Below are 17,937 nucleotides of genomic sequence, written 5' to 3' on the forward strand. Positions count from 1 at the left end.
GAACCGGGCGATCCGAAGGGAGAGAGCGGTCATGACACACCCCGACAACGCCCTCCACATCCACTTCGTCGGCAACGCCACTGTCCTGCTGCGCTACGGCGGGCTGACGCTCATCACGGACCCGAACTTCCTGCACCGCGGCCAGTACGCCTACCTCGGATACGGCCTGGCCAGCCGCCGCCTCACCGAACCGGACATCGACGTGCGCCGGCTCCCTCGCCTCGACGGTGTAATCCTGTCCCACCTTCACGGCGACCACTGGGACAGAGTCGCCCGGCGCCATCTGGACCGGTCACTGCCCGTCGTCAGCACACCGCACGCCTGCCGGCGGCTGAAGGGCCTCCACGGATTCCACCACGCCGTCGGACTGCGCGAGTGGCAGGACCACACCCTCACCCGCGGAGACACCCGGGTGCGGGTGACCGCTCTGCCGGGCCGCCATGCCGGCCATCCGCTGCTGCGCCGCCTGCTGCCGCCGGTGATGGGCAGCATGCTGGAGTTCGGGCCCGCCCGGGGACCGGTGCGGCTCAGGCTGTACGTGTCGGGCGACACCCTGCTGTTCGACGGCCTGGACGAGATCGGCCGCCGCTACCCCGACATGGACCTGGCGGTGCTGCACCTCGGCGGCACGCAGCTGCCCGGCGGCCTGGTGGTGACGATGGACGGTGCGCAGGGCGCGGAGCTGGCCCGGCGTCTGCGCCCGCGCCTGATCATGCCGGTGCACTACGGCGACTACACGGTGATGAAGTCGCCGCCGGCCCACTTCCTCGCCGAAGCCGAAGCACGCGGGCTGGCGGACCGGATCGTCCACTGCCACCACGGCCAGCAGGCGGTCATCACCCCGGACGGGGCCCCTCCCACGGTTCTGTCCTGACCGCACAAGCCCCGGGCGCACCCCCCCCGCAGCCTCCGGCAACGCGTACGGAAGCTCGCCGGAAGGTGCCCGTCCCGCTCACTCCAGCGGCGGAGCCTCACGGACCGGCCGGCGGCTCGGCGACCGCCACCTGGGCGGGGCGCAGGAGATGGTCGCCGACCCGGTACCCCGGGCGCAGGATCGCGGCGCAGGTGGAGCGTTCGGCCTTGGCGGTACGGCTGCACAGGACGGCCTCGTGCACGAGCGGGTCGAAGGGGTCGCCCACCGTGCCGAAGCGCTGCAGGCCCAGCGCCGCCAGCTCGGTCTGCAACGCCTGGGAGACACGTTCGAAGCCGCCGGTCACCTCGCCCTGCTCGGCGGCCCCGGCGAGGGCGTCGAGCACGGGCAGGAGCCGGCCGAGCACATTGGCCACGGCGATCTCGCGGACCGCCAGGCGATCACGGCGTACCCGCTTGCGGTAGTTGTCGTACTCGGCCTTCAGCCGTTGCAGGTCGGCCGTGAGTTCACGCAGTTCCGCGCGGAGCTCCTCTTCCCGGGACGGCCGCGGAGCCCCGCTCCCGTCTCCGGCCCGGCCGGTCCGCTCCTCACGGCGGGCGGCGCGGGGCGAAAGCGCGGCCGGGGGGCCGCTGTCCCGGACCTCCCGGACGATCTCCAGCGGCGCACCGGGGCGGCCCCGGATGTCGGTCCGACGGCTCATCCCGCGCCTCCCTGCTGCCTGTCCTCGTCGACGATCTCGGCGTCGACGACGTCGTCGTCCGCCTTGGCCTGCTCGGCGCCGGGAGCGTCGCCGCCCGCGGCCTGAGCGCCCTCGGCGTTGGCGTACATGGCCTGGCCCAGCTTCTGGGAGACGGCCGCGACCTTCTCCGTCGCCGTGCGGATCTCGGCGGTGTTGTCGCCCTCGGCGGACTCGCCCTTGAGCTTGTCCTTCAGCTCGGTGACGGCGGTCTCGACCTCGGTCTTCACGTCACCCGGGACCTTGTCCTCGTTGTCCTTGAGGAACTTCTCCGTCTGGTGGACGAGCTGCTCGGCCTGGTTGCGCGTCTCGGCGGCCTCGCGGCGCCTGTGGTCCTCCTCCGCGTGCTGTTCGGCCTCGCGGACCATCCGGTCGATGTCGTCCTTCGGCAGCGCGGAACCGCCGGTCACGGTCATCCGCTGCTCCTTGCCGGTACCGAGGTCCTTCGCGGTCACGTGCATGATGCCGTTGGCGTCGATGTCGAAGGCGACCTCGATCTGCGGGACGCCGCGCGGGGCCGGCGGCAGACCGGTCAGCTCGAACATGCCGAGCTTCTTGTTGTACGCCGCGATCTCGCGCTCGCCCTGGAAGACCTGGATCTGCACCGACGGCTGGTTGTCCTCGGCCGTCGTGAAGGTCTCGGACCGCTTGGTGGGGATCGTGGTGTTGCGCTCGATGAGCTTGGTCATGATGCCGCCCTTGGTCTCGATACCGAGGGACAGGGGCGTGACGTCGAGCAGGAGGACGTCCTTGACCTCACCCTTGAGGACACCGGCCTGGAGCGAGGCGCCGATGGCGACGACCTCGTCCGGGTTCACACCCTTGTGCGGGTCCTTGCCGGTGAGCTCCTTGACCAGCTCGGTCACGGCGGGCATACGGGTCGAGCCACCGACCATGATCACATGGTCGATGTCGGAGACCTTGATCCTCGCGTCCTTGACCGCGTTGTGGAACGGGGCCTTGCAGCGCTCCAGCAGGTCGGCGGTCAGCTGCTGGAACTGCGAGCGCGTGAGCTTCTCGTCCAGGTGCAGCGGCCCCTCGGCCGACGCCGTGATGTACGGCAGGTTGATGTTGGTCTCGGTCGCGGCCGACAGTTCGATCTTGGCCCGTTCGGCGGCCTCGCGCAGCCGCTGCGTGGCCATCTTGTCCTTGGAGAGGTCCACGCCGTACGCGTTCTTGAACTGCGTGGCCAGGTGTTCCACGATCCGCTGGTCCCAGTCGTCACCGCCCAGGTGCGTGTCGCCGTTGGTGGCCTTCACCTCGACGACGCCCTCGCCGATCTCCAGCAGCGAGACGTCGAAGGTGCCGCCGCCGAGGTCGAAGACGAGGATCGTCTGGTCGTTCTCCTTGTCCAGGCCGTACGCGAGCGCCGCCGCCGTCGGCTCGTTGATGATCCGCAGCACCTTCAGGCCCGCGATCTCGCCGGCCTCCTTCGTCGCGGTGCGCTGGGAGTCGTTGAAGTACGCCGGGACGGTGATGACGGCGTCCGTCACCTCCTCGCCCAGGTACGCCTCGGCGTCGCGCTTGAGCTTCTGCAGAACGCGCGCGGAGATCTCCTGCGCGGTGTAGCGCTTGCCGTCGATGTCCCCGGTGTCGGGGAACCGCCACTGCGCCTCGCCCATGTGGCGCTTGACCGACCGCGCGGTGCGCTCGATGTTGGTCACGGCCTGCCGCTTGGCGATCTCGCCCACCAGCACATCGCCGTTCTTCGCGAAACCGACCACCGAGGGGGTCGTCCGGGCGCCCTCGGTGTTGGTGATGACCGTGGGCTCGCCGCCCTCCAGCACGCAGACCACCGAGTTCGTCGTACCCAGGTCGATACCCACTGCACGTGCCATTGCCTTCTCCTCCTCACCTCACCCTGCGTCCCACTTCCACAGCAGGTCCCAGCCCGTGGGCGGGTACGGACGCGGTGTGCCGGGTCCGTCGTACGGCGCGGCCACTCGGGTGGGCCCCGCCCGTATCAGCGCGTCGCGCCCCGGTGGAGGCGGGTGCACCGTCGCCTCCAGCACCACCACATCCGCCACGCTCGGTGCCGGCGCGCCTCCGGCCCTGATCCTGACCGGGACACGGCAGCGCGGCGGATCCTTCGGAGGGCCCTTCGGACCCCCCGCCCCGAGCCGGGAGTCGTACGCCGCGCGGAGGGCGGGATCGCGCAGCGTGCCGTAGGCGGCCACGACGTCGGCGAACCGGCCGTCCACCGCCGGCTCGCCGGGGCCGGGGGCGGTGCCGGGGTCGGCGTCGGGGTGCAGCGCGCGTACGAGCCTGCGGTAGGCAGAAGTGATCTGCCCGGCCGAAGCGGTCGGCTCCACGCCGAGCACCGCGTAGGGGTCGCGCTGACCGCCAGATGTCTTCCGCCCTGCCACTGCGCTCACCTCCCGACCGCTCTGACCTGCGGATATGGAGGAAACCTCTTCAGGAAACTGAATAGAACGCGCCGACGGAAATGTCAAGGAGTTCCCGTTTCGGCAACGGCGTGCCGCTCCGGCCCGTCCGTGGTGCCGTGCGCGCCGGCCCAGTTCCCGGGCAGCGCCGGACAGGGCCTGCGCGACACCGGGCAGAGCCTGCGCGACGCACACCGTACCGGTCCGCGCAAGGCGAAAGAAGGCATATCGATACGGCGATACACCGATACGGCGCCTCTTGCGGGGGTACCCGCCCGCGCATGAACGGGACCAGGCCTCTGGCCCTCGTCACCGGTGCCTCCAGCGGGATCGGTTTCGAGCTGGCCAAGCAATTCGCCGAAAACGGATTCGACCTCGTACTGGCCGCCGAAGACCTCGGACTCGGCATCGCCGCGGACGAAGTGCGGGCCCACGGAGCCGACGTGCACGTCGTGCGGACCGATCTGACCGCACCGGACGGGGTCGAACGGCTGCTGGGCGCCGTCGCGGCGACCGGGCGTCCCGTCGCCGCCGCCGCGCTCAACGCCGGCGTCGGGCAGGGCGGGGCCTTCCTCGACACGGACCTCGCCGACGAGCTGCGCGTCATCGACCTGAACATCACCTCCACCGTGCGGCTGGCGAAGGGGCTGCTGCCGGACATGGTCGCTCGCGGCGAGGGGAAGCTCCTGTTCATGTCGTCCGTCGCCGCGACGGTGCCCGGCTCGTTCCAGGCCGTGTACAACGCCTCCAAGTCCTTCGTCCAGTCGTTCGCACAGGCGTTGCGGAACGAACTCGAAGACACCGGGGTGACGGTCACATCGGTCATGCCCGGACCGACGGAGACGCACTTCTTCCACCGCGCCGGCATGGAGGACACCCGGATCGGCAGGCAGCGGAAGGACGACCCCGAGCAGGTGGCGAGGCAGGGATTCGAGGCGCTGATGGCCGGCAGGAAGAAGGCCGTGGCGGGCTCGGTGAAGACCAAGGCGCAAGCCGTCGTGAGCAGGGTCGTCCCCGACAGCGTCAAGGCGGCCGCACACCGGAAGGCGGCGGAACCCGGATCCGGCGAAGGGAAGTGAGCGCCGCGGCTCCCGGGTGCGGCTCGCGGGCGCGGTCTACGGCAGGGGCGTTCCACCGGTGGCGTTGACGATCTCGGCCGTGATGTAGCTCGCCTGCGGGGAAGCGAGGAACACGTAGGCCGGGGCCATCTCGGCCGGTTGCGCCGGGCGGCCCAGCGGTGACTGCTTCCCGAACTCCGTGGTGTCCGGCATGGTCGCCGGAATCAGCGGTGTCCAGACCGGGCCGGGGGCGACGGCGTTGACGCGGATGCCGTCGGACGCCACCATCTGCGCCAGTCCCTGGGTGAAGGCGACGATGGCCGACTTCGTCATGGCGTAGTCGAGCAGATGGGGACTGGGCTTGTACGCCTGGACGGAGGCGGAGTTGATGACGGATCCGCCCTCGGGGATGTGGGGGAGGGCCATCTTCGACAGCCAGAACATGCCGTAGAGGTTGGTCTTCATGACCCGGTCGAACTGTTCGGTGGTGATGGATCCGATCCCGTCCGGCTGGGACATCTGGTAGGCGGCGTTGTTCACCAGGATGTTGATCCGGCCGAATTCCGCGACCGCCCGCTCGACGAGCGCACGGCACTGCTCCTCGTCCCGGATGTCACAGCTCACCGCAACGGCCCTGCGGCCCGCCTTCTCGACGAGCCGTGAGGTGCTCGCGGCCTCCTGCTCCTCCTCGGGGAGATACGTGAACAGGACGTCGGCGCCCTCACGGGCGAAGGCCAGACACACCGCCCGGCCGATCCCCGAGTCCCCGCCGGTCACCACCGCCGCCAGGCCCTCCAGGAGCCCGTTTCCCCGGTAGGAGTCCTCGCCGTGGTCGGGCGGGGGGTCCATCGGGCCCGTCCAGCCGGGGTGTGCCTGCTCCTGGTCCGGGAGCTTGGGCTGCGGATGCTTCGTGACGGGGTTCTCGACCTCGCGGCTCTCTTCACTCATGGCGTTCTCCCGGTGGGGGTTGGTTTTGACCATCCTCGCGTTCCCCGAAGCCGGGTTTTCGAACCCTGGGGCAAGGAGCCGAAGGGCGGGGACGAGCGGCCCGGCACCGGCCGGGTGCGGTGCCGGGCCGACAGGCTTGCCATGTCCATCGACATGAGTGCTGCCCGCTGCTTCATTGATGCCGCACCGTGACTGGGAGCGCTCCCATCCCTTTCCGAATGACGTGGAAGCCTTCCCGTCCGCCGCCCCGCACTCTGTTGGCAGGGAGACCGCGCGTGACGCACCGGAGAAGGAAACAAAGGGGACTGGCGGCCAGGGCCGCCATCACCACCGCTGCCGTGCCGCTCGGCGTGGCAGGCATGTTCGGCCCCGGGCCGGCGGTCGCGGCCGGTGCCGTCCCCTCCCGGAAGGCCCTGCCGGCCTGACCGGCGGGCGACTGCCCTCGCCGCCACCCCCCTGATCCCTGTCCGCCCGGCCGGGCGCCGTACCGCCGGACGGACAGGCTCCTGTGCACCGCCCTCCCGGAAGTGCCGGAAGTACCGGAAGTGCCGGAAGGAGAAACACCATGAAAGTCCGATCGCTCCCCGCGGGACGATTACGCCTGCTGTCCCTGGCCAGTCTGCTCGCAGCGCTTCCCCACTGCTCCTGGTCGTACTGGCATCGAGCCCGGCCGTCGCGCACGGGGCGATGATGCAGCCCGGCAGCCGCACCTTCCTGTGCTGGAAGGACGGGCTCACCCCGCAGGGCAACATCGATCCCAGGAATCCCGCGTGCGACGCCGCCGTGACCCAGAGCGGTGACAACTCGCTCTACAACTGGTTCTCGGTGCTCCGCTCCGACGGCGGCGGCCGCACGGAGGGGTTCATCGCGGACGGAAAGCTGTGCAGCGGCGGCAACCCCGTCTACTCCGGCTTCGACCTGCCGCGCGGGGACTGGCCGCTCACCCACCTGACCTCGGGCGGCCGGCTCGACTTCTCGTACAACGCCTGGGCCGCGCACCCGGGCTGGTTCCACCTGTACGTCACCAAGGACGGCTACGACCCCTCCCGGCCGCTGCGCTGGGACGACCTGGAGGACCAGCCGTTCCTGACCGTCGACCACCCGAAGGTCACCGGCCAGGTGGGCACGCTGGAGGGCCAGGACAAGTGGACCGGCGCCCTGCCCGCGAACAAGACCGGCAAGCACGTCATCTACTCGGTGTGGCAGCGCTCGGACAGCCAGGAGACCTTCTACGGCTGCTCGGACGTGGTGTTCGACGGCGGCAACGGTGAGGTGACGGGCGTCGGCGACACCGGTGGCACACCCGGCCCCGGCCCGACGCCCACACCCACCCCGCCCCCTGTCGGGACGTGCAGCGCCACCCAGCGCGTCGTCAATTCCTGGAACGGCGGCTACCAGGCCGAGGTGCCCGTGAAGAACACGGGCACCGGGCCCGTCCCGTCCTGGATGGTCCACGCCACTCTGCCGGACGGCCAGCGCGTCGACACGGTGTGGAACGGCACGCTCGGCGGCAGCGGCACCGCGATCACGGTCTCCAACGCCGCCTGGAACGGTTCCCTCCCGCCCGGAGCCACCACCGCGTACGGCTTCACGGCGACGGGCGGGGCCCCGCCGCACACCCCGCAGATCAGCTGCATGGTGCACCACTAGCCGGTACGAGGAGGCCGCTCCGCCCACTCGGTGGGCGGAGCGGCCTCCGTGCGCGGGTCTTTGCCGCGGCCGGCTAGGCCACGGTGCACGCGGTTCCGTTGAGGCTGAACTGCGTCGGCTCGGTGAACGTCCCCGAGTAGGTGCCCTGGAAGCCGAAGGACTGGCTGCCGCCCGCCGCGATCGGTGCGTTGGAGGCGGTGTTCGTCGCGGTCACCGTCCCGGAGGACGGGGTGACGGCGGCGTTCCAGGCACGGGTGACGCTCTGGCCGGCGGGGAGGCCGAAGGCCACCTTCCAGCCGTTGACGGGTGTCGCACTCGTGTTGGTGACGGTCACCTCGGCGGTGAAGCCGCCCGGCCACGCGTTGGCGCCGTAGGTGACCCGGCAGGCGCCCGGGGTTCCGGGGTCGCCCGGGTCACTGCCATCGCCGTTCACGGTGGAGGAGAAGGACTGGACCTTCAGGCCGGCCCCGTTCTCCCAGGGCTCGAATCCGGCCTGCACGCTGGTGAGGTACCACGACGGCTGGGCCATCCCGCGGGCGACGGTCTGGTCGACGAAGTCCATCACGTCGAAGCTCCAGCCGGCGATCGCCGAGGGCGCCACGAACGAGATGACGTCGTTGGAGCCGTTGTTGCCGGTCCACACGTCCCAGGCACGGCCGCCCACGGTGGCCGTACCGGTCTTCGAACCGATCGGCTGGACCGGGCCCACCCGGTTGAACCAGATCATGATCTCGGTCCTGCTGACGCCGTCCTTCTTGGGTGTCGGGTCCAGCCAGATGTCGTACGAGGCGTTGTAGACCGCGTTGCCGACGTACCCGTAGGAGATGCTGCTCGGCGCGCTGCTGATCGAGCTCACCTGCATCGGCAGGTTGGTCCCGGGGGAGCAGTTCGTGTAGTGGCAGCCGTTGTAGACGGACGGGTACGACTTGGGTGCCCGTTGGTCGGGACGGACCCGTCGGCACGGGTGAGCTCGAACCCGGTCGCGGTCGCGTTGACGCACTGGGCGGCGGTGGTGCCCCAGCGGTTGTTCTGGACCACGTAGCGGCCCTGGATCGTGGTGGAACCGTACTGATCGCATATCAGGGTGTCGGCATGTGCGGGCCCTGCCGTCGTCACGAGAGCGGCCAGTGACGCCAAGGCCACCAGCATCGTTATGAGGGCGGCACGGACGGTACGGACGGACCGGACACAGCGCTGTAGCGGTCTCATATGGACCTTTCGGTGGGGAGGGGCAGCGGTGGGGAGTTGGGAGCGCTCCCGCTACCTGTTCCGGGCTGGACTGTAGGGACCTTCGGGAGTGCTGGCAAGACGTGCCGGGTGCTTGTACCGTGCGCCAAGTCTGCGCCAACGTCCTTTTGCATAGGGGATGTTGAGGGCGGAGGTGGCATGTGGCGGCTCGTGCGTGTAGCACCGCGGTGCTCACCCGACGAGGAGTCATCGGGCCGAACTCCCCGGGGCGGCCGAAGCGGTCCGGGATTCCCTGTCCGGGCGGCTGACCGGCGGCTCCTCGACGGAGCCCCGCGTCGGACGCGCGTCCGGTGCGGAAGAGTGCCCGGCTTCGTGCCTGGTGGGAGGCGTGCGGGAGGCAGGCTCTCTTGGCCTGTTCACGCCATTCCGCATCGATTGACGAGGGCGTGTCAATTCCGCAGAGTGAAGGCGAGGAGCGGCCCGCTTCCCCGTTCCGCATCCCCTTTTGGGAGCGCTCCCGGAACTCCCCACCCGTCCTGCCCGCACAGGAGGAAACCCCCATGCGCAGACCCGCGTTACACCTGACCATGGCCGGCCTGGCCGCGCTCGCACTCGTGCTCGCCACCATCGCCGTCCAGCTGACGACCTCCCGGACGGCCGCCGCCGCCGCTGGTCGGACCACGGCGGTCACCGGTGGCCCGGACAGCTTCACCCAGCAGCTGCCGACCGGCGGAGCCTCGCAGTACACCACTCCGCTCGAACGCTGCCACACCAGCCCCAGCTACCCCTTGTCCGGTACCAACCCGATCCTGAGCGAGCCGCTGACCACGTCCTTCACCTCGAACGTCCCCCTCTCCGTCAGCGTGAAGGCCGACAGCACCACCGGTTACGGCGTGCGGGAGCTGGTCTTCACCAACCGCTCCGACAAGCCGATCCACCTGGACTGCGGCGTCCTGATCTTCCGGGCCCCGTCCGGCTCGGACCAGCACCACTACGGGGCCTCCCAGGCGTTCGGGCACCCGCAGCAGGACTTCCTGGAAGTCAAGCGGGGCGACGGCACCTCCTTCTACATCGCGCGCCTGGGCTTCCACGACGTGTCGCTGCCCCAGCGGGGCATCGACCCGGGCCACACCTGGGTGTACAAGCTCGGTGGGTCGAACCAGGGCGCGGTGTCCCTGGAGACCACACGTGACTCCATCCGCTTCACCGCGGACCTGAGCGTCTCCTCCAACACCGACCTGGTGAAGAAGTACGGCACCGTCCGCTACGCCAACTGATCCCCCGTACCGCGGCGCCGTGAGGACCGGGCAGGCACGCGCCCGGCCCTCGCGGTCCGTGCCGTTTGGAGGGGCATCCGCCCATGGACCGACTCATCCGCCGGCGTACCGCCCGGCACCCCGGCCGTCCGCCGTCCGCCCGGCGCGCGGACCGCGCCCGCCTGCTGCGGCTCTCCGCGGTGATCGCGGCACTGGTCGCGGTGGCCCTGACCGGCCGTGCCCAGGACAGCACCGGCTCACCGGGCGGCGCAGGACAGGCGGTCCGGGCCGGAGCCACGGCGACGCAGGCCGCCCGCTCGGCCGCGCAGACCCACCTCGGACTGCTTTCGGGCGGTGACTGGGCCACGGCCTGGGACGGGTGGAGCGGCGACGCCCAGCGCCACGTGCCACGGGACACCTATGTCCGTACGCACCGGATCTGCCGCCCCCTGCTCGCCGTCCCGCTGGAGACGGTACGGGCGGTCCCGCTGGACCGGCGCACCGTCGAGGTCGGCTGGCGGGGCGGAGGCGCCTCGGGCACCCTGCGCATGGTGTCCGAGGGCGGCGGATGGCGCGTCGCACCGACCCGCGCGCAGCTGAGCCCCTACGCGGACGGACCAGGCGAGGCGGTCGCCGCACTGCGCCGCCGGGGCGAATGCCCACGCCAGGAGGCGGCCGGCCGGGTGCCGGCCGCTTCCTCAGCCGCTGCGTAGGCCGAGCCCGTAGAACTTCACCTCGTACGGGTCCGTCCACTCGCCCTCGCCGCCGAGGACCAGGGAAGGAGGATCACCGAGGTCCGCCGCACGAGCCGTCCTCACGAGAAGCTCCGCGACGGCGGACGCGTCGACCTCTCCGGGGCCGCCTGCGTCGACGCGCCACCGCGGGGCATCGCTGTCCCGCACGAAGTCGTGCGTGTGCGGGAGCGCGGCGGCGGGCTGCCGGCCGAGCGCGGCGGCGTCCATGCCGTCCGGTGCGCAACCCCCGATGTGCAGCCGCCCGTCACACTCCACGTGGAACAGCATGGGCTCACCGGTGGTGCCCTTCGCCGGCCCGCACAAGGGCATCGAGAAGCGCAGGCCGAGCGCGGCCGACTCGGCGGGCAGCGTGCCCAGGAAACCGGCCGGCGCATCGCTCAGCGCCTTCCAGGACCACACCACCCGGGCCTCGGGGAGGTCCTCCTGGGCACGTCCGCGAGGCGGCCCCGGACACCGAAGAAACCGGGAAACCCACGGCCTCGGTAGGTCGGCCATTCGCACCATGAAGTGGCAAGGCCGATGCGCCCGAGCACCAGTTCCGGTCCGGACGCGCCGGCGCGCAGTTCCAGCGCGGCCGGACCGTTCTGCCGACGCGGGTACGGCGTCCCCCAGGACTGCTCCACCACGTCGGTGAACGGGCGCAGCCCGCCGTAGGAGCCCGCGACGGCCGCGGCGTCGAGTGCCCCGGTGACCGCGTCGGCCACCCGCCGGAACGCTGTCGCCTGGGCGAGCGCGTCGGGGGCGGCACGGGCCACGGGCACGGCGAGTTCGGCGTACTCCTGTCCCCGCCTCTCGTTCGGCTCCCCGTCGGCCGGGACCGCGCGGGCGTCCCCGGCCCGCAGTCCGGTCAGCGCGCGGGGCCCCTCGGCCGTGTCCAGCCACGTCCGCCCGAGCTCCTCGGCCAGTGCCCGGACGTCACTCCCGTACCACCTCCCGCCCCACTCCATGCCCTCGCCCAGGGCGAAGAGGCGCCGGGCCAGTGCCCCCGTCTCCGTGGGGTTCATGTGTTCGTCGAGCCCAGCAGTCATCACGTCCCCCAACTGATCGCCCCTCAGCGGGACATCGTGCCCCACGGCTCCGACATCGCCGCGGGTTCCCGCTCAGGCCGACGCGCGCCGCACCAGCTTGGTGCGCAGGATGACGTGACGCCAGGCCGCGCTCGGCGCCTCGATGTCCTCCAGCAGCACCCGTGCCATGGCGCGGCCCATCTCCTCCACCGGCTGGCGCACGGTGGTGAGCTGCGGATCGGTGTGCTGGGCGAGGGGGGAGTCGTCGAACCCCACGACGGCCACGTCCTCGGGCACCCGGCGGCCCGCCGCGCGCAGGGTGTGCAGGGCACCCGCGGCCATGATGTCGGAGGCGGCGAACACCGCGTCGAGGTCCGGGTGGCGGTGCAGGAGCTCGGCCATCGCCCGGCGTCCGCTCTCCTCGGTGAAGTCGCCCTGCGCGATCCACGACGGGTCCACCTCGCCGAAGGACTGCCGCATCGCCTCCTGGTAGCCGCGGAGCCGGCACTGCGCGACGTACATGTCCGGCGGGCCGGTTACCGTGGCGATGGCGCGCCGTCCCGAATCCGCCAGATAGCGCACCGCCGACCGGGCGCCGCCGACGTTGTCGGAGTCGACGTACGACACGGCCTCGTCGCTGGAGCGCCGGCCGCTGAGCACGGTCGGCAGTTCCAGCTCGGCGAGCATGTCGGGGAGCGGGTCGCTGCCGTGCACGGACACCAGCAGCACCCCGTCCACCCGGCCGGCCCGCGCGTACTGCACGAACCGCTGCCGTTCCTTGTCGGTGCGCACCAGCGTGAGGAGCAGCTGGATCTCGGTCTCGGCCAGCCCCGCGCCGACCGCGTGGACGATCTCGGAGAAGAACGGCTCCGCGAAGAAGCGCCGCTCGGTCTCCGTGATCACCAGCGCCACCGCGTCGGTACGGCTGCCGGCCAGCGCACGGGCGGCGTGGTTGGGGACGTAGCCCAGCTCGGCTATCGCCTGCTCGACCACCAGCCGTGTCTCTGTCTTCACCCCGGGCGCGTTGTTGATGACACGGGACACCGTGCCCCGCCCGACGCCCGCGAACGCGGCCACTTCCTCGAGCGTGGGCGGGCCCGTGCGTCCTTTCGCCACCATCGCGCGCGACCTCCAGGAGCGATATTCCGGTCCCCGGGTCACCTGTTGGCAGGGGGACAGGCACATCGAATCACCGGAAGCACTCCCTCCCCAACCAGTTGATCGCATTCGTCGGTGCGTTCCTCGCGAGGTGGCGGGTTTCTGCCCCGATGTCGGGGCAGGGCCCTGTCGAGAGGGGGACGGTCAAGAGATATCTTGATGTCAAGCAATGTTGCAGACGTGGAGCGGAGCACCCGGTGACTGACTCGACCATCATCTACACACACACCGACGAGGCCCCGGCCCTGGCGACGTATTCGTTCTTGCCTGTGGTCGAGGCCTACGCCTCGACGGCCGGGGTCACGGTGGAGAGCCGTGACATCTCGCTGGCGGGGCGCATCATCGCCAGCTTCCCCGAGCACCTCAAGGAGAGCCAGCGCATCGAGGACGCGCTCGCCGAGCTCGGTGAACTGGCCAAGACGCCCGGCGCGAACATCATCAAGCTTCCGAACATCTCGGCCTCGATCCCGCAGCTGAAGGCCGCCATCGCCGAGCTCCAGGAGCAGGGCTACGCGCTGCCGGACTACCCGGACGACCCGAAGACCGACGAGGACAAGGACGTCCGCGCGCGCTACGACAAGGTCAAGGGCAGCGCCGTCAACCCCGTACTGCGCGAGGGCAACTCCGACCGCCGCGCCCCCGCGTCGGTCAAGAACTACGCCAAGGCGCACCCGCACCGCATGGGCGCGTGGACGGCCGACTCGAAGACCAACGTCGCGCACATGGACAACGACGACTTCCGCTCCACCGAGAAGTCCGCCGTCATCTCCGAGGCGGGCTCCCTGCGCATCGAGCTCGTGGGAGACGACGGCACCACGACCGTCCTGCGCGAGTCGGTGCCCGTTCTGGCGGGCGAGGTCGTCGACGCGGCCGTCATGCGCGTCGCGGCCCTGCGCGAGTTCTTCGCGGCGCAGGTCGCCCGCGCCAAGGCCGAGGGCATCCTGTTCTCCGTGCACCTGAAGGCCACGATGATGAAGGTCTCCGACCCGATCATCTTCGGCCACGTGGTGCGCGCCTTCTTCCCGAAGACCTTCGCGCAGTACGGCGAGGCGCTCGCCGCCGCCGGTCTGTCGCCCAACGACGGCCTCGGCGGCATCCTCAAGGGCCTGGACTCCCTGCCGGACGTCGGCGCCGAGATCAAGGCGTCCTTCGAGGCCGAGCTCGCCGAGGGCCCGGCCCTCGCGATGGTCGACTCGGACAAGGGCATCACCAACCTGCACGTACCGAGCGACGTCATCGTCGACGCCTCCATGCCGGCCATGATCCGCACCTCCGGCCACATGTGGGGCCCGGACGGCCAGGAGGCCGACACCCTCGCGGTCCTTCCGGACAGCAGCTACGCCGGCATCTACCAGGTCGTCATCGACGACTGCCGCGCGAACGGCGCGTTCGACCCGTCGACGATGGGCTCGGTGCCGAACGTCGGTCTGATGGCGCAGAAGGCCGAGGAGTACGGCAGCCACGACAAGACCTTCGAGATCCCGGCCACGGGCACGGTCCGGGTCGTCGACGCGGCCGGCAACGCCGTCCTCGAGCAGGCCGTCGGCGCGGGCGACATCTTCCGCATGTGCCAGACCAAGGACCTGCCGATCCAGGACTGGGTCAAGCTCGCCGTCACCCGCGCCCGCGCGACCGGCGTCCCGGCCGTCTTCTGGCTCGACGAGACCCGCGCGCACGACGCGCAGCTGATCGCCAAGGTCCGCACGTACCTCGCCGAGCACGACACCGAGGGCCTCCGGATCGAGATCATGTCCCCGGTCGAGGCGACCGCGTTCTCCCTGGAGCGCATCCGCCGCGGCGAGGACACCATCTCCGTCACCGGCAACGTCCTGCGCGACTACCTGACCGACCTGTTCCCGATCCTCGAGCTCGGCACGAGTGCGAAGATGCTCTCGATCGTCCCGCTCATGAACGGCGGCGGCCTGTTCGAGACCGGCGCCGGCGGCTCCGCGCCCAAGCACGTCCAGCAGCTCGTCAAGGAGAACTACCTGCGCTGGGACAGCCTGGGCGAGTTCCTCGCGCTCGCCGTCAGCTTCGAGCACCTCGCGCAGTCCACGGGCAACGCGCGCGCCCAGGTGCTCGCCGACACCCTCGACCGCGCGACGGCGACCTTCCTGGAGGAGGACAAGTCGCCGAGCCGCCGCCTCGGTGGCATCGACAACCGCGGCAGCCACTTCTACCTGTCGCTGTACTGGGCGCAGGAGCTGGCGAAGCAGACCGAGGACACGCAGCTCGCCGAGGCGTTCGCCGCTCTCGCCAAGACGCTGGCCGAGCAGGAGCGGACCATCGTCGACGAGCTGATCGCGGTGCAGGGCTCGCCGGCCGACATCGGTGGCTACTACCGGCCCGACGCGGCCAAGGCCGAGGCCGTGATGCGTCCGTCGAAGACCTTCAACCAGGCCATCGCGACCCTCGCCTGACGCGACAGCGCCACTGCGGACCGTTCCGGTCCTGTCCCGCCCCGGTCGACGCCCCGCGTCGGCCGGGGCGGCCCTGTCCTCACGGGGCTCAGGCAGGTGAACCGCTGGGCCTGAGCTGCTGGATACGGCTGCCGAGTTCGCGCTGGTAGAAGTCGATGAAGCCGTCGGGATCGGGCCCGGCGTTCTGCATGACCAGCCTGTCGAAGCCCGCGTCGACGAACTGCTGCGCCACCTCGACGTACCGGGCGGGGTCCGTGCCGCACGCGAACTTCCCGAGGATGTCGTCCTCGCGCACGGTCGTGGTCGCCGCGTCGAAATTGACCGGGTTGGGCAGTTCGCTCATGACCTTCCACCCGGTCACGGCCCAGCGCGACGTCTCCAGGGCGGCCTTCGCCGCGGTGCGCTCGTCGGGCGCCCAGGCCATCGGGACCTCCGCGTAGCGCGGGCCGCTGCCGCCCGCGTCCCGGTACTGCTGGACGATCTGCGGTTTGTCCTCGGTGGCGAACAGGCCGTCGCCCAGCTCCGCGGCGATCCGTGTCGACTCCCGCCCGCTCGCGGCGACCGCGATCAGCGGCAGTTCCTCCGGCAGGTCGAACACCCGGGCGTCCTCGAGCCGCAGGTGCTTCCCGTCGTACGACTGGTAACCGCCGCGCCACAGCAGCCGGATGATCTCCAGGGCTTCCCTGAGCATCTCGTGCCGCGTGCTGACGGCGTCCGGGAAGCCCCGGCCGACGACGTGTTCGTTCAGCCGTTCGCCCGAGCCGACGCCGAGGACGAAGCGGCCGTCCGACATCAGGGCGAGGGTGGCGGCGGCCTGGGCGATGATCGCCGGGTGGTAGCGCACGGTCGGACACGTCACGCCGGTCGCCAGCCCGATCCGCGACGTCTTCGCCGCGATGCTGCCCAGCACGGTCCAGGCGAACGGCGAGTGGCCCTGGTTGTCGAGCCAGGGGTGGTAGTGGTCGCTGATCTCGACGAAGTCGAAGCCGGCCTGCTCCGCCAGGACCGCCTGCCGCACCAGTTCCGCCGGGCCGAACGCCTCGGCGGCGAGCTTGTAGCCAATTTTCATGTACTCCCTCTTTTCCGCACGTACCAACCGTTTGTCCGCGCAGAGGTACCCCTCGGTCGGCGGCGTAACGGTTCCAGCGGTTTGAGGGGCCCCACCGGGTGTTACGCGTAGCAGGGCGACGAAGACGGCCGCGCGGAGCGACCGGCACCGCGGGCCTTTCAACGGAGGTGGACGATGAACACAGTGGTCAAGGACATGCTGAGTGCCTACCCGGCCGACCTGGGCGGCGTGGACCGCGACAGACTGACGCGCTGCATCGAGGAGTGCATCGCCTGCGCTCAGGCGTGTACCGCGTGCGCGGACGCCTGCCTGTCGGAGGAGAAGGTCGCCGAGCTGGCCAAGTGCGTCCGCACCGACCTGGACTGCGCCGACATCTGCCAGACCACCGGCCGCGTGCTCTCCCGCCACACCGGTTACGACGCCAACATCACCCGCGCCCAGCTCCAGGCATGCGCGGCGGTGTGCCAGGCGTGCGCCGACGAGTGCGAAAGCCACGCCGGCATGCACGACCACTGCCGCGTCTGCGCCGAGGCCTGTCGCCGCTGCGAGCAGGCCTGCAACGACCTGATCGCCTCCCTGGGCTGACGAGCGGCGTGATCGGCGGCCGCGTGACCGGCGTCAGGAACCGGGCAATCGGATGATGCCGGTGCGGCGACGCCGTGGCGCTTTGGCGGCCGCCCGGGGCGGGCGTAGGAAGTGTGAGGGAGCCGGCCCGGGGTGGCGAAGCCCCGGACGGCTCCCTCCGCGACGAAGACAGGAAGACGAGACGTGACAACTGCCAGAGAGATCATGACTGCCGGTACCGAGTGCATCGGCGCGGACGAGACGGTGCTGACCGCGGCCCGGAAGATGACCGAGCTGGGCGTGGGCGCCCTGCCGATCTGCGGGACCGACAACAAGCTCAAGGGCATGCTGACCGACCGCGACATCGTGGTGAAGGTCCTGGGAGCCGGCAAGGACCCCGCCAAGACCAACGCGGGGGAGCTCGCGCAGGGGGAGGCGGTGACGATCGGTGCCGACGACGACGCCGGTGAGATCCTGCGCACGATGACCTCGCACAAGGTCCGGCGGCTGCCCGTGATCGACGGCCACGACCTCGTCGGCATCGTCGCCCAGGCCGATGTCGCCCGTGCTCTGCCCGACCCGCAGGTCGGCGACCTCCTCGAAGCCCTCTCCACGGACTGACCCGGCGGCTGCCCGGAGGATCCACCTGCTCAAGACCCGAGAGCGGACTCGGTGGGGCCCGGAACCGGCCTCGCTGCGGTTCGGGCGTGCGAACCGGCGTCGTCGACGCCTTCACCGATCGTCCGTTCGCCGGGGACCCGGCGGGTGCGTGTCTCGTGCCCGCCGGGAACCGACCGGTGCTGCGCGCTTCAGCGGCCGCGCGAGCGGTGTCCTCCTCGCGCACACCGGCGAGGAGGGCGGCATCACGCGGTG

Annotated in this window: 17 protein-coding genes and 1 pseudogene; 9 read left to right on the forward strand and 9 right to left on the reverse strand. The window is 70.9% G+C overall.

The genetic code is table 11. The features are described from left to right. The first annotated feature begins 31 nt into the window (after positions 1-31). A complete protein-coding gene (locus tag BN1555_RS31760; RefSeq protein ID WP_093802605.1) occupies positions 32-874 on the forward strand; it encodes an MBL fold metallo-hydrolase in 843 nt (280 codons plus the stop codon). Between the two features lie 97 nt (positions 875-971). Here the strand turns inward: BN1555_RS31760 and grpE are convergent, their stop codons facing one another. From grpE to BN1555_RS31775, 3 genes are read right to left on the reverse strand one after another with little or no spacing between them, the layout of a single operon-like run. Beyond that, positions 972-1,571 carry a nucleotide exchange factor GrpE gene (gene grpE / locus BN1555_RS31765; protein ID WP_093802606.1) on the reverse strand — a complete coding sequence of 200 codons (600 nt, stop codon included), beginning with the start codon at positions 1,569-1,571 and terminating at the stop codon, positions 972-974. Further along, on the reverse strand, positions 1,568-3,445 hold the full coding sequence (gene dnaK / locus BN1555_RS31770; RefSeq protein WP_093802608.1) for a molecular chaperone DnaK: 1,878 nt from the start codon (positions 3,443-3,445) through the stop codon (positions 1,568-1,570). Before dnaK ends, grpE begins: the two co-directional genes overlap by 4 nt. Before the next feature lie 18 nt (positions 3,446-3,463). Beyond that, complete coding sequence (locus tag BN1555_RS31775; RefSeq protein WP_093802609.1) at positions 3,464-3,973, reverse strand: J domain-containing protein; 510 nt, start codon at positions 3,971-3,973, stop codon at positions 3,464-3,466. A 299-nt stretch (positions 3,974-4,272) separates the two neighbouring features. Here BN1555_RS31775 and BN1555_RS31780 point away from each other — a divergent pair, with 299 nt between their 5' ends. After that, on the forward strand, positions 4,273-5,070 hold the full coding sequence (locus BN1555_RS31780; RefSeq protein WP_093802610.1) for an SDR family NAD(P)-dependent oxidoreductase: 798 nt from the start codon (positions 4,273-4,275) through the stop codon (positions 5,068-5,070). 36 nt (positions 5,071-5,106) lie between these two features. Here BN1555_RS31780 and BN1555_RS31785 read toward each other — a convergent pair whose 3' ends face one another. Then, positions 5,107-5,997, reverse strand: a complete 891-nt coding sequence (locus tag BN1555_RS31785; protein ID WP_093803793.1) for an SDR family oxidoreductase — start codon at positions 5,995-5,997, stop codon at positions 5,107-5,109. Between the two features lie 275 nt (positions 5,998-6,272). Between BN1555_RS31785 and BN1555_RS39250 the strand changes: the two genes are divergently transcribed. Together BN1555_RS39250 and BN1555_RS31790 are read left to right on the forward strand one after the other, a co-directional pair. Further along, positions 6,273-6,422, forward strand: a complete 150-nt coding sequence (locus tag BN1555_RS39250; protein ID WP_176710195.1) for a hypothetical protein — start codon at positions 6,273-6,275, stop codon at positions 6,420-6,422. 262 nt (positions 6,423-6,684) lie between these two features. Next, on the forward strand, positions 6,685-7,647 hold the full coding sequence (locus tag BN1555_RS31790) for a lytic polysaccharide monooxygenase auxiliary activity family 9 protein (protein WP_093802611.1): 963 nt from the start codon (positions 6,685-6,687) through the stop codon (positions 7,645-7,647). Positions 7,648-7,720: 73 nt separating this feature from the next. On the opposite strand, the pseudogene BN1555_RS31795 reads toward BN1555_RS31790, so the two are convergent. After that, positions 7,721-8,856: pseudogene (locus BN1555_RS31795) on the reverse strand (cellulose binding domain-containing protein). Between the two features lie 539 nt (positions 8,857-9,395). On the opposite strand from BN1555_RS31795, the gene BN1555_RS31800 reads away from it, so the two are divergent. Both BN1555_RS31800 and BN1555_RS31805 read left to right on the forward strand, forming a co-directional pair. Further along, entirely contained in the window at positions 9,396-10,112 is a 717-nt protein-coding gene (locus BN1555_RS31800; RefSeq protein WP_141662924.1) for a hypothetical protein, read from the forward strand. Between the two features lie 83 nt (positions 10,113-10,195). After that, positions 10,196-10,804, forward strand: coding sequence for a hypothetical protein (locus BN1555_RS31805; RefSeq protein WP_093802614.1), 609 nt, complete (start codon positions 10,196-10,198; stop codon positions 10,802-10,804). On the opposite strand, the gene BN1555_RS31810 is transcribed toward BN1555_RS31805, so the two are convergent. The 3 genes from BN1555_RS31810 to BN1555_RS31820 form a co-directional block, all read right to left on the reverse strand. Next, on the reverse strand, positions 10,790-11,245 hold the full coding sequence (locus BN1555_RS31810) for a hypothetical protein (RefSeq protein ID WP_141662925.1): 456 nt from the start codon (positions 11,243-11,245) through the stop codon (positions 10,790-10,792). The genes BN1555_RS31805 and BN1555_RS31810 overlap by 15 nt on opposite strands. Continuing rightward, positions 11,224-11,877 carry a hypothetical protein gene (locus BN1555_RS31815; RefSeq protein WP_218058216.1) on the reverse strand — a complete coding sequence of 218 codons (654 nt, stop codon included), beginning with the start codon at positions 11,875-11,877 and terminating at the stop codon, positions 11,224-11,226. The genes BN1555_RS31810 and BN1555_RS31815 overlap by 22 nt, the downstream gene beginning before the upstream one ends. Positions 11,878-11,946: 69 nt before the next feature. Next, positions 11,947-12,972: a LacI family DNA-binding transcriptional regulator gene (locus BN1555_RS31820; RefSeq protein WP_093802617.1), complete on the reverse strand. Its 1,026-nt coding sequence runs from the start codon at positions 12,970-12,972 to the stop codon at positions 11,947-11,949. A gap of 236 nt (positions 12,973-13,208) precedes the next feature. On the opposite strand from BN1555_RS31820, the gene BN1555_RS31825 reads away from it, so the two are divergent. Next, positions 13,209-15,431 carry an NADP-dependent isocitrate dehydrogenase gene (locus tag BN1555_RS31825; RefSeq protein WP_093802618.1) on the forward strand — a complete coding sequence of 741 codons (2,223 nt, stop codon included), beginning with the start codon at positions 13,209-13,211 and terminating at the stop codon, positions 15,429-15,431. An 88-nt stretch (positions 15,432-15,519) separates the two neighbouring features. On the opposite strand, the gene BN1555_RS31830 is transcribed toward BN1555_RS31825, so the two are convergent. Further along, entirely contained in the window at positions 15,520-16,500 is a 981-nt protein-coding gene (locus tag BN1555_RS31830; RefSeq protein WP_093802619.1) for a TIGR03557 family F420-dependent LLM class oxidoreductase, read from the reverse strand. Positions 16,501-16,674: 174 nt separating this feature from the next. Between BN1555_RS31830 and BN1555_RS31835 the strand changes: the two genes are divergently transcribed. Together BN1555_RS31835 and BN1555_RS31840 are read left to right on the forward strand one after the other, a co-directional pair. After that, positions 16,675-17,085, forward strand: a complete 411-nt coding sequence (locus BN1555_RS31835; protein WP_093802620.1) for a four-helix bundle copper-binding protein — start codon at positions 16,675-16,677, stop codon at positions 17,083-17,085. Positions 17,086-17,268: 183 nt separating this feature from the next. Next, entirely contained in the window at positions 17,269-17,685 is a 417-nt protein-coding gene (locus BN1555_RS31840; protein WP_176710196.1) for a CBS domain-containing protein, read from the forward strand. Positions 17,686-17,937 lie beyond the last annotated feature (252 nt).

The organism is Streptomyces sp. Wb2n-11 (assembly GCF_001049855.1).
In the GTDB taxonomy this organism is placed as follows: domain Bacteria; phylum Actinomycetota; class Actinomycetes; order Streptomycetales; family Streptomycetaceae; genus Streptomyces; species Streptomyces altiplanensis.